General features: G+C 42.1%; 5 protein-coding genes. All 5 read left to right on the top strand.

Annotated features, from left to right (window positions below):
* The first annotated feature begins 10 nt into the window (after positions 1-10).
* The 5 genes from AB9K32_RS15745 (at position 11) to AB9K32_RS15725 (ending at position 13,034) form a co-directional block, all read left to right on the top strand.
* Positions 11-1,645 (top strand): RagB/SusD family nutrient uptake outer membrane protein, encoded by a 1,635-nt coding sequence (locus AB9K32_RS15745; RefSeq protein WP_224836295.1) that lies wholly within the window; start codon positions 11-13, stop codon positions 1,643-1,645.
* A gap of 174 nt (positions 1,646-1,819) precedes the next feature.
* Positions 1,820-5,116, top strand: a complete 3,297-nt coding sequence (locus AB9K32_RS15740; RefSeq protein WP_369885713.1) for a VCBS repeat-containing protein — start codon at positions 1,820-1,822, stop codon at positions 5,114-5,116.
* On the top strand, positions 5,113-8,460 hold the full coding sequence (locus tag AB9K32_RS15735) for a VCBS repeat-containing protein (protein ID WP_369885712.1): 3,348 nt from the start codon (positions 5,113-5,115) through the stop codon (positions 8,458-8,460). Before AB9K32_RS15740 ends, AB9K32_RS15735 begins: the two co-directional genes overlap by 4 nt.
* Entirely contained in the window at positions 8,453-11,692 is a 3,240-nt protein-coding gene (locus AB9K32_RS15730; RefSeq protein WP_369885711.1) for a VCBS repeat-containing protein, read from the top strand. The genes AB9K32_RS15735 and AB9K32_RS15730 overlap by 8 nt, the downstream gene beginning before the upstream one ends.
* Before the next feature lie 10 nt (positions 11,693-11,702).
* The gene (locus AB9K32_RS15725; RefSeq protein WP_369885710.1) at positions 11,703-13,034 is read left to right on the top strand and encodes a vanadium-dependent haloperoxidase; all 1,332 of its coding nucleotides are present in this window, start codon (positions 11,703-11,705) and stop codon (positions 13,032-13,034) included.
* Positions 13,035-13,043: the final 9 nt, after the last annotated feature.

The raw sequence follows: 13,043 nt of genomic DNA, 5'->3' as shown, positions 1-13,043 counted from the left end.
AAAAAAAGCAATGAAAAATTTTATTAAACAAACAAACAGATATTTCTCGCTCAGCTTGTGCGTAGGTATTCTGCTAGCTTCCTGTACGGATTTGGAGGTAGAGCCAACGGACTCGCTACTAGACGATGGGTTTACAGGCATACAAACCGCTGAAGCGGCTTCAAGTCAAATTACCGCAATGTACAACGATGCATACGGGTATTTTGGCACACAAGCCAACTTATATGCATTGAACGAAGTTACCACAGATGCCCTTTTGGTACCCACTAGAGGTTCCGACTGGGGGGATAATGGTATATGGAGACAAATGCACCAGCATTCTTGGACTCCGGAACACTCCTATATTTTAGGCGTATGGAACGAATGGAACGGTCTTCAATTACAGGCAAGTGAAGTATTGGATTCAAGATCTGCCTCATCTACCGAATCCATCGGACACGCTTCTTTCCTAAGAGCCTTGTCCATGTTCATAATTTTGGACAATTTCGGACAAGTACCTTATAGAGACACAGAAGCTGCTGATCCATTGGCCGATCCGGACGTATTTACCGGGGAAGATGCCATCACATTTATTTTGAGCGATCTGGACACTGCAATTTCTAACCTTCCAGCTTCCTCTGCAGGCGACGATAATTTCAGGGCAACCAAATCAGCTGCTAGATTCCTTAAAGCCAAAGTTCTTTTGAACAGACACATTTACAATGGTTCCGGTTCAGCTGCTTCGGCAGACATGACCGAAGTTATTTCATTGGTGGATGCTATCGAGTCGGATGGATATGAATTGGCTTCTGACTACTTTGATATTTTCGTTCCCGGTGGAGATACCGAAACTATCTGGTACGCACAAACATCTGCAGGTACTAGAATTTTCAACACATTGCACTACAACTCAACCGAGTTAGGTGGTGGTGGTTGGAACGGCTTTAGTACACTCGCCGAATTTTACGATTTATTCGAGGGTGATGCCGACAACAACAGAGGTAATAATAATGGCACTTTACTCGACGGTCAAGAAGAGCGTAGAGGTTTTGTTCCGGTAGAAGGAGGAATTACTTTCGACGGGACTTACGGTAAAGACGAAAATGACGACGGTATTGTTGATGGGTCCAATGTAGGTTTTGGTTTCCTAGTGGGCCAACAGTACGGACCAAATGGTGCCGCTCTAGAGGACAGAGGTGGTGAGCCACTTTCTTTCACAAGAGAGTTTGTTAGTGCAGTTAATGGACAACCAAGTCTAGTGGACAACAACGAGGTAACCGGTATCCGTGTGATCAAATACAACCCGAGAGATGGAGAATTTGCCAACCACATAATCTTCTTTAGATATTCCGATGCCTATTTGATGAAGGCTGAGGCCATGTTAAGAAGCGGTGGAGACCCAACTTCTATGGTGAATGAACTAAGAACAGTTAGAGGTGCCGCTCCACTTGGTTCGGTTACAGAACAAGACCTTTTGGACGAAAGAGCACGTGAACTGTACACCGAAGGATGGAGAAGAAACGATTTAATTCGTTTTGGACAATACACTAAGGACTGGGAATTTAAAGAAGCTGGAGCAGTGGGAGACACTAACCGTCAGTTGTTCCCAATTCCGTCAGCACAACTTATTCTAAACCCAAATTTGGTTCAGAATCCAGGGTACTAACAATCCAAAGTTTAAGCTGTTTTATAAATGGAAAGACCACCGCTCGGTGGTCTTTTCTTTTTTTTAGTGCTACTATTAATCAATTATTAATCCTTCTTTAGAAAAAGATTAATCGATAGCGTGCTGTTTCTTGGCCATGAATTAGTTAATTTACCCCTTTGCTACCGAAAAGAAATGAAAGGACCATTCTATATCATTATAGGCGTTGTACTTACCGTGTTAAGTTGTGGTAGAGATAAGGACAACACTCTTTTTTTTTTAAAAAAATCGAGCCATACAGGAATAAAGTTCACCAATACCCTTACACAGACACCGGACCTCAACATATTGAACTACCTTTATTTTTACAATGGCGCAGGTGTAGCTGCCGGCGATTTTAACGGAGACGGTCTGGTCGATCTTTACTTCACCTCTAATCAAGGCAAGGACAAATTATACTTAAACAAAGGCAACCTTGCTTTTAAAGATGTCACCCAAGAATCCAATCTCGGCAATGAGACCGGATGGACCACAGGGGTAACCCATGCCGACATTAACAACGATGGCCTTTTGGACCTTTACATTTGCAAGGTGGGCGATCACGGGATTATCCGAGGTCAAAACTTACTCTTCATAAATCAAGGAAATAACGAAAATGGCATTCCAACCTTTAAAGAAAGATCCAAGGAATATGGCCTGGATTTTATAGGGTATTCCACCCAAGCTGCATTTTTCGATTATGATCTAGATGGTGATCTGGACATGTACTTAATGAATCATTCCGTAAACCCCAATCGATCCTACGGCAAAGGCAATAAACGTAAAATTGTGGATTCCATGTCCGGGGATGTATTGTTTAGAAATGATGATGGCAAATTTGTGAACGTATCAAAAGAAGCGGGGATTTTTCAAGGCACCATAGGTTACGGCCTGGGACTTGCAGTAAGCGATATCAACAATGATGGTTTTCCGGATATTTATATCGGCAACGATTTTTTTGAGAACGATTATCTCTACATCAATCAAAAAAACGGCACGTTTAAAGAAATTGTTTCTGCAGACAATACAAAATTGGGGCATACCACCCACTTTTCCATGGGAAATGACATTGCCGATGTGAACAACGATGGACTTGCCGATATCCTCTCCTTGGACATGTTGCCCGAGGACTTGGAAACCTATAAAACATCCGGACTGGAACACCCCTACCCAGTTTATCAACAATATTTAAAAAATGGATTTGCACCACAGTTTATGCAGAATACACTTCATTTAAATCTGGATGGTGAAAATTTCGGGGAAATAGCCAATTTAAGTGGCATAGATGCCACAGAATGGTCTTGGGGAGCCCTATTTGCGGATTATGATAACGACGGACATAAAGACCTTTTCATATCCAACGGCATACAGGGCGTAACCAACGATATGGATTATATAAATTACATATCCAATAAAGAGATCCAACAGAATATAGAAAAAGGCCTGTCCGACAAGGACATGAAACTTATAGACCGTTTGCCCAAAAAGAAGGTTCAAAACTATTTTTTTAAAAATGGAGGAAGCGCCAATTTTAAAAATGTAACCGAACTTTGGAGTCCGCCCTCACCCTCGTACAGTAACGGATGTGTGTATGCAGATTTGGATAACGATGGTGACTTGGAAATTATCGTAAACAACGTTAACCAAGAAGCCTTTATGATGGAAAACACCCTGAAAAACGGGAACTATCTTAAAATCAAATTTAAGGGGAGCAACAAAAATACCTTCGGTATTGGTGCAAAAGTAATTTTGCACAACAAAAATAGGATATCCGTTCAAGAAAATATTGCCACTCGCGGGTTTATGTCCGCAAAGGACAATAGCCTAAATTTTGGTATCGGAAACGATACAATAATCGATTCCATTCAAATTGTATGGCCCAAAGGCAAGTTCCAAACATTGCACAAAGTCGATGCCAACCAAGTGCTGAAGGTTTCGTATGCCAATGCATCAGGCAACTATTATAAAAATACAGAAACCAAGGGCACATCGGATTACACATCCTCTCCCACTCAACTAAACTTTAAGCACAAAGAGTACCCTAGTCTGGATTTTGACCGGAACCCGCTCACACCCTTTGCCTACTCCAACGAAGGTCCGTCCACGGCGGTGGCCGACATAAATAACGATGGTTTGGACGATCTTTTTATATGTGGGGGAAAAAAACAAGCATCAAAATTATACCTACAGAATCAAACCGGGGCATTCCAAGAATATCAACCAGAACTATTTGATTCGGATGCCATAAACGAGGACACTGACCAGGTATTTGCCGACATTGATGCTGACGGAGACCTTGACCTAATCGTTGTTAGCGGAGGCAACGAATTTACCAATGGCAAGCCACTTCAACCAAGGTTGTACCGTAACATAAAGGGCCAATTCTCCAAAGAGGATAACACATTCAATGAAATTGAAATAAATGCATCTAAAATAGATGCTGTGGACTTTGATGACGATGGGGATCTAGACCTTTTCATCGCCTCAAATGCAGTACCGACAAAATTTGGTGCAAAAAGCAATCAATTTCTTTTGGAAAATGACGGCAAAGGCAATTTTAGGAATGTCACTCCTGAGTTTGCACCCAACTTGTCATCTTTGGGCAACATAAAAGATTTTGTCTGGAAGGACATCGACAAAAACGGCTTCCCAGACCTTATTGTGGCAGGCCACTGGATTCCGATAAGCATATACCTGAACAACGGCAAGCAACTTTTGCCCCAAGCAAATAACGGCCTTGCCCATACGAACGGTTGGTGGAACTGCATTGAACTCGGCGATATGGACAATGATGGTGATTTGGACATCCTTGCCGGTAATTGGGGATTGAACACCAAATTTTCGGCATCGGTCAGCAAACCGATCACACTCTACATAAACGATTTTGATAACAACGGCTCCATAGAAACGGTGGTAACACATTACCATGATGATCGAGAAACAGCTTTTGCATCCAAGGACGAACTCTCCAAACAAATGCCATTTTTAAACAAAAAATTCCTTTTCTATAAAGATTTTGCAAAGGCCTCTTTGGAAGAGCTGTTCGGTGAAGAAAAGTTACAGCAAGCCACAAAAAGACAGGTGTACATGCTGGGTACTTCCTATTTTGAAAATGATGGCAACAACAACTTTACGTTGAAGCCCCTGCCACGACTGGTCCAATCTTCCTCCGTGAACGATATCCACTTGGCAAAAAACAATAAAGAAAAGATTAATGAAATATTAATGGTCGGCAATAATTTTGAGATAAGCACCCAACTTGGTAGATTGGATGCTTCGCACGGGTTTTTATTGACGAACAATGAGCAGGGCAATATAACCTGGAAGCAAAGTCTGGGCATTTCCGGTGCTGCCAGAAAAATTAAAAGAATTAATAGAAACGGAAACACTGGATTCATCATTACGATGAACAATGAAGCTCCCATTTTTTTGGTCAAAAATAGCGATAGATGAAACTAAAATATACAACTGCGATTATATTTATATTGGGTCTGGTATCTTGTAACAACAAAAAGAATGACAGTCCCCAAGAAGAACAAAAGATAGAAACCTTATTTACTCTTTTGGAACCCGAGGAAACAGGTATCTCCTTTATCAACAAAGTAGAAAACCAGAAGAACTTCAATATTTTCAAGTATCGGAATTTTTATAATGGTGGAGGTGTGGCCATTGGGGACATAAACAACGATGGCCTACAGGATATTTACCTAACCGGCAACATGGTGTCCAACAGACTTTACCTGAACAAGGGCAACATGCAGTTTGAGGACATCTCGGAAAAAGCTGGTGTTTTGGGCAATAAACCCTGGTCCACCGGAGTGGTAATGGTGGACATAAACAACGATGGGTTAATGGATATTTATGTCTGCAACGCAGGGAATATGGAAGGCAATAACCACGACAACGACCTCTACATCAATAACGGGGATCTAACATTTACCGAAAAAGCAGAAGAGTACAATCTTGCCAAAACGGGCTTCACCACACACGCTTCCTTTTTTGATTATGACAAGGATGGTGATTTGGATGCCTATATTTTGAACAATAGCAATATCCCAGTGAGTAGTTTAGGGTATGCCGAGCAACGCGAAGTCAGGGCCCAGGATTGGGAAGGTGTTCCGGACATTTTTAAAGGAGTTGGTGATATGTTGTTGAGGAACGATAACGGAAAATTCGTAGATGTAAGCGAAGAGGCAGGCATCTACGGTAGCTTGATCGGTTTTGGCCTTGGTGTAATGGTCACCGATTTCAACGGCGACATGTACCCCGATATTTATGTATCCAACGACTTTTATGAGAGAGACTACCTCTATATTAATCAAAAAAATGGGACATTTTCGGAAGAGATCAAAGATTGGACTTCACATTTAAGCCTTTCCGCAATGGGTATCGATGTAGCCGACATTAATAACGACGGTCTCAACGATATTTTTATAACGGACATGCTACCAGAGGAAGAGTCTCGGGTAAAATCCGTTATGGAGTTTGAAGGGTACAATATTTTTGATTTAAAGAAAAGTAAGGATTTTGGACAACAATACATTCAAAACACCTTACAATTGAACAACGGAAACGGCACGTTCTCGGAAGTGGCGTACTACAGCGGAGTAGATGCCACGGATTGGAGTTGGGCCGGTCTAATGTTCGATATGGACAATGATGGCCTCAAAGATATATTTATAACCAACGGCATTAATCATGATCTTACCGATTTGGACTTTGTGGACTTTTTTGCCAACGAAATCGTTCAAAAAATGGCACTTACGGGCAAAAAAGAGTCGATTGATTCCATCATAAGTAGAATGCCCATAAAACCGCAGCCCAACTATGCGTACAAAAACAATGGGGACATTACCTTTAAAAACGCAAACAAAGATTGGGGATTTGATCTTCCCTCCCGCTCCAATGGGGCCGCATATGCAGATTTGGACAACGATGGGGATTTGGACCTGGTCATAAATAATGTAAACACTCCGGCCTTTGTCTATAAAAACAATACCGATTCTCAATTGGCCCATAACTACATCCAACTAAAGTTTAAGGGACCAAAAAATAACCCCTTTGGCATTGGAACTTTGGCCAAAATCTATTTTGATGGAAATATAATTAACCAGGAATTGATTCCTTCCAGAGGCTTTCAGTCCTCGGTACAGTACGATATGACCTTTGGTCTTGGAAAGACCGAAGCTCTGGATTCCATTAGGGTTATTTGGCCGGACAACCAGACCCAAAAATTTGAAAATACGGAAGCAAATCAAGTATTGACCGTGGATTACACCAATGCAAAGGAAATCTATAGTCTTCCGAAAAATAAAGCTGTAAAATCTTTTCTCAAGGAATTGAGTTCCGATGCGGTCAAGGCGCACAAGGAAGATAACTACAATGACTTTGACTACGAAGGATTGATCTCCCACAAAGTATCCCAAGAAGGTCCATCACTGGCCGTTGCCGATGTTAATGGCGATGGCAACGAAGATTTTTATATCGGCGGCGCCAAAGGGCAGCCGGGCACCTTGTACATTCATCAAGGAAACGGCAAGCTTACGGCCAAAAAGGCAACCGCTTTTGAAGAAGACCGGGAGTTCGAGGATGTGGCCGCATCATTTTTTGATGCAGATGGAGATGGAGACCTCGACCTAGTGGTTGGCTCAGGAGGCAACGTAGTCAGTATGGAACGCACTTATAAGGCACGGCTATATGTAAACGATGGAAAAGGAAATTTTTCAAAATCCAAGAACGAACTACCCTCCACATTTAAAAATATTTCCACAATTTCTACTTACGATTACGACAACGATGGTGATGTGGATATTTTTATTGGGTCTCGAAGTGTTGTTGGAGTATACGGCATCTCACCAGACCATCTGCTTCTCGAAAACATGGGAGATGGCACTTTTAACAATGTTACGGAACGTTTGGGGTACGACCTAAAAAATGCCGGAATGGTTACCGACTCCAAATGGGAAGATCTAGATGGAGATGGCAAAAAAGACCTAATCGTAACCGCCGAATGGGACACCCCGAAAATCTATAAAAACACAGGTCGAAGATTGACTAAAATGACCACCCCTTTGGACAGTTTGTACGGATGGTGGAACACCGTGGAAACGGCCGATCTAGATGGAGATGGAGACCAAGATCTTATTTTGGGCAATCAGGGTCTGAACCTGCATTACAAACCAACCGAGTATTCGCCAATGAAATTATACATCAACGATTACGATAACAATGGTACCATTGAACAGATTATGACGATCCAAGAAAATGGTGGGGACTATCCAATTCATCAAAAAAGAGAACTTACCGACCAACTACCTTCACTAAAAAAACAAAACCTAAAGGCGTCGGACTATGCACAAAGGACCATTCATCAACTTTTTCCTAAAGAGATCATGGATAAATCGATTGTAAAAAGAGTGGAAACTTCAGCCTCTGTGATCGCAATTAACGAAGGTGGGGGCAAATTCACCATAAAAAAGCTGCCACCGCGGGTACAACTATCCTGTGTTTGTGATATTATGTGTACCGATGTCAACAATGATGGCAATTTAGATTTGATTATGGCAGGGAACAACTACGAATTTAAACCCCAATTCTCTCGATTGGATGCCAGTCAAGGCAACCTATTACTGGGGGACGGAAATCTAAACTTTGATTGGCAAGATTATGAGACCAGTGGTTTTAAGATCAGGGAAGAAGTTAAATATCTTAAACAGTTCAAGGATAAAAGCGGTAAAATTTATGTGATTGCCGCCATAAACAACAACAAACCTAAGATCTTTGCTGTAAATGAATAGGCTTTTATCCATATTGTTTATTTTGGTTGTTCTGGGTTCTTGCAAAAAAGAGGGCAGCCTTTTTAACAACCCGGAGGCACAAAAAACCGGGGTAACATTTACCAATGCCCTGACCCCTACCAACGACCTGAGCATTTTGGACTACCTCTATTTTTATAATGGAGGAGGCGTATCCGTCGGAGATATAAACAACGACGGTCTGCCCGATATTTTCTTTACTGGAAATCAGGTGAAAAACAAACTATTCCTGAACAAGGGCGACCTTAAGTTCGAAGATATTTCCGTCAGTGCGGGAGTAGAAGGCAACAGTTCTTGGAATACCGGGACCACCATGGCCGATGTGAACGGGGACGGGTTTCTGGACATTTATGTATGTGCCGTGGTCGGCATCAATGGATTTAACGGTTTTAACGAGCTGTACATTAATAATGGGGACAATACATTTACCGAAAGTGCGGCCAAATACGGACTGGACTTCGATTCCTACAGTTCCAATGCAGCTTTTTTCGATTATGACCTGGATGGCGACCTCGACCTTTACCTACTTAACCATGCCGTACATACCCAAAACTCTTTTGGTCGTTTTGATTTAAGGTACGAACGCCGTTACGAAACAGGCGACAAACTTTTACGAAACGACAATGGAACTTTTACCGACGTAAGCGAAGAAGCAGGAATCTACGGAGGAATCAACGGTTATGGCCTTGGATTGGCCATTGCTGACTTTAATCAAGATGGATATCCCGATATTTATGTAGGCAACGATTTTCATGAGGATGACTACTATTACCTCAACAATGGAGATGGCACCTTTACCGAGAGCCTAAAAAAATACTTTGGTCACACCTCAAGGTTTTCCATGGGGAGCGATGTAGCCGATATCAACAACGATGGTAGGCCGGATTTACTTTCTTTGGATATGTTGCCAGAAGACGAAGTGGCCCTAAAATCCTCCGAAGGGGATGATAATATACAAACCCAAAAAATGCGAATAGAACGCTTCGGGTATCATTACCAGTTTACCAGAAATATGTTGTTCGTTAACCAACCTGACGGCAATTTTATGGAAACGGCCTTAATGAGCGGCATTGCAGCGACCGACTGGAGCTGGAGCGCCCTTTTTGGTGATTATGACCTAGATGGCCAGCAGGATGTATTTATTTCCAACGGGATTCCCAAAAGGCCCAACGACCTCGACTTTATCAAGTTTGTCTCCAGTGAACAGATCCAGGGCAAAATGGACAATACCAAGTTAGTGGACCAGCAAGCCTTAGCTTTAATGCCTTCGGGAAATGTTCACAATTATGTATTCAAAGGAGGTAAAGACCTGTTATTCGACGACATGTCGGACAAATGGATCAACAAAGACACCTTAATTTCCGGAGCAACTGCCGTCGCAGACCTTGATGGTGATGGTGACCTGGATTTGGTAACGAACAACATTAACCAACCCGCCTCCCTTTACATCAATAAAACCAACGGCAAGGGCAATTATATAAAACTAAGGTTCGATTACACCAAAAACAATACTTTTGGAATCGGGACCAAGGTATATTCCTATTCCAAGAACGGACTTCAGTTCAAAGAACTTTTCCCGACCCGTGGGTTTCAGGCATCTTCGGAGCCCATGATTCATTTTGGTTACAAAAATGAAGAGCAAATCGACTCCATAAAAATTATTTGGCCGAACAAAACCTATCAAGTTCTGCCGGATCTAGCTGCCAACCAAACCATAACCATCAAACCAGAAAATACCAGGCCATTCGACTATAGATCGTTGCATAAGCCGGTAAAACAATTATTTGAACCTGTAGCCAACACTTTGGGATTGGATTATTACCACGTGGAGGACAACTATACGGACTTTAATAGAGAAAAGCTGATTCCTTACCAAATCTCCGATCGGGGTCCGGCCATGGCGATTGGAGATCTTAACGGTGATGGCAAGCAAGATATTTTCCTAGGTGGATCCAAGTATAAATCCGCAAAAATTTATATTCAAAAAGACACCTCCTTTATAGGTCAAAAGTTTGCCGATCTCCAAAAAGATTCCATTCAAGAAAATATTTCGGCCGCGATTGCCGATTTTAACAATGATGGTGAGAACGATTTAATCGTAAGTTCCGGTGGTGGGGATTTTTTCGGAAAAGCAAGTCCGTTGTTGGATGCATATTACCAGAAAAAGGACACGGTTTTTACATTGATCACCTTGCCGGAAAAATATCAAAATTCATCCGTTGTCCGTCCTTTTGATTTCGATGGGGACGGTGATCTGGATGTTTTCATAGGTGGACATACAATTACAGCGAAATTCGGAGCGCCAGCCAGTTCCTACTTGCTCGAAAATGAAAACGGCATTTTTACGGTGAACACTTCCTTTAAAACCCATTCCAAAGGAATGGTGACCGATGCCATATGGAGTGACTTCGACGGAGACAACATAACCGACCTTATAATTGTTGGAGAATGGATGTCCCCTAAATTCTTGAAAAACCAAAACGGCACGTTCACCGAAATAAAACAGGACAATCTTTCCGGGCTTTGGCAAACTATTGAAGCATTTGACATCGATGCAGATGGAGATATGGATTATCTGCTTGGCAATTGGGGCACCAACTCTAAATTTAAAGCTTCGTCCAAGTATCCCATGAAATTGTTTTTTAACGATTTTGACAAGAATGGCCAGACCGAAACGGTTACGGCAATGCAAAAAAATGGCAACTATTACCCTTTGGAGACTTTGGATGGACTGGCATCTCAAATGGTCTTTCTTAAAAAGAAATATACTACCTATGCTTCTTTTGCCGGGCAAACCATGGAAGACATATTTGGCAAGGAAGCTTTGGAGGAAGCCGCCATATTAGAAGTTAGCACGCTAAAATCGGGATATCTGAGAAATGAAGACGGGAATTTTGTTTTTGTTCCCTTTGCCAACCAACTTCAAGTGGCACCAATAATGTCTTTTCTGGTAGATGATTTTGATGGTGACGGCACATCCGAAGTTTTGGTCGGTGGCAATTATTTTGGTGTAAAACCATATCACGGCAGACTGGATTCTTTCCCAGGTGCCCTACTAAAAAGTGAGAACGAAATTATAATGGGCAATCAGTTGGGCTTGGATTTCACCAAAAAATCCATTCGACACCTTCAAACTATTAGTATAAACAACCAAAAATATCTGTTAGCAGTATTCAACAACGATAAACTACAAGTCTATAAAATCAACAAATAAGCAAAAGGCCATGAAAAAAAGAAAAAGCATAATCACAGCATTGGTATTGGTTCTGGCATCATGCCAAAAAAAACAGGAACCTATTGAAATTTCTCCAGAGGAGTTCCATGCTTCCGTGGACAAAGTCATCGAGGTCATGATTCATGATATTTTCTCTCCTCCCGTTGCCAGTAGGATTTTTGCCTACCCGAATATTGCCGCTTACGAAATCGTGGCCCTAAAAAATGATTCATATAATTCCTTGGCGGGGCAGGTTACCGGTCTGGAAAGCATTCCAAAACCCGAAAACGAGGAGAACATCAATTACGAAATGGCAGCCTTGGTGGCCCACATGGATTTAAACAAGAGACTTATCTTTTCCGAGGAAAGGATCGAAAGTTTCCGAGACAGCCTTTATACTATTTGGACAGAAAAAAATGAACCTGTTTTTATGGCTTCCAAGCAATACGGCCTGCAAGTAGCCAATTTTATCGGCGAATGGATGGATAAGGACAATTACAAGGAAACCCGTACCATGCCCAAGTTTTCAGTGGATTCAGAGGACCCCTCCAGATGGCAGCCCACCCCCCCGGCCTACATGAACGGTATTGAACCACATTGGGAGAAAATACGTCCCTTTGCCATAGATTCAGCTCAACAATTTAAACCTATACCTCCTCCAGAATTTTCAATGGAAAAAGACTCCGATTTTTACAAAGAGGTGATGGAAGTTTATGAAGTACGCAAAAGTATGATCGGAAAAGGTGATAAATCCGAAGAAATTGCCATTGCACAATTTTGGGATTGCAACCCTTATGTTTCGGTAACCCGGGGACACCTAATGTTCGCAACAAAAAAAATTACACCTGGAGCGCATTGGATCGGCATATCCAAAATTGCTTCCAGAAAAACAAATGCCGACTTTGCCAAAACCGTTTATGCCTATACAAAAACATCTATTGCGATCGCAGATGCCTTTATTAGTTGTTGGGACGAGAAATACAGAAGTAATCTTATCCGTCCGGAAACCGTAATTAACGAGTATATTGACGATAGTTGGGAGCCCGTTCTACAAACTCCCCCATTTCCCGAATACACCAGCGGACACAGTGTAGTTTCCGGTGCTGCGGCCGTTGCCTTAACCGATATTTTTGGTGACGATTTTGCTTTTGATGACGACACCGAAGTAGCCTACGGACTGCCTGTTCGATCGTTTACCTCGTTTAATCAAGCTGCTGATGAGGCTGCATTGAGCCGAATGTACGGTGGTATCCATTACCGTGCAGCCATTGTTGTAGGCATTAAGCAGGGTAGAGATCTTGGAAAATTTGTAGTGGACAAATTGGATATGACCAAAGGTTAATCCCTATTT

Source organism: Allomuricauda sp. XS_ASV26 (genome assembly GCF_041224615.1).
Classification (GTDB): Bacteria; Bacteroidota; Bacteroidia; order Flavobacteriales; family Flavobacteriaceae; genus Flagellimonas; species Flagellimonas alginolytica.
This window is presented reverse-complemented; position numbering and strand designations above follow the sequence as displayed.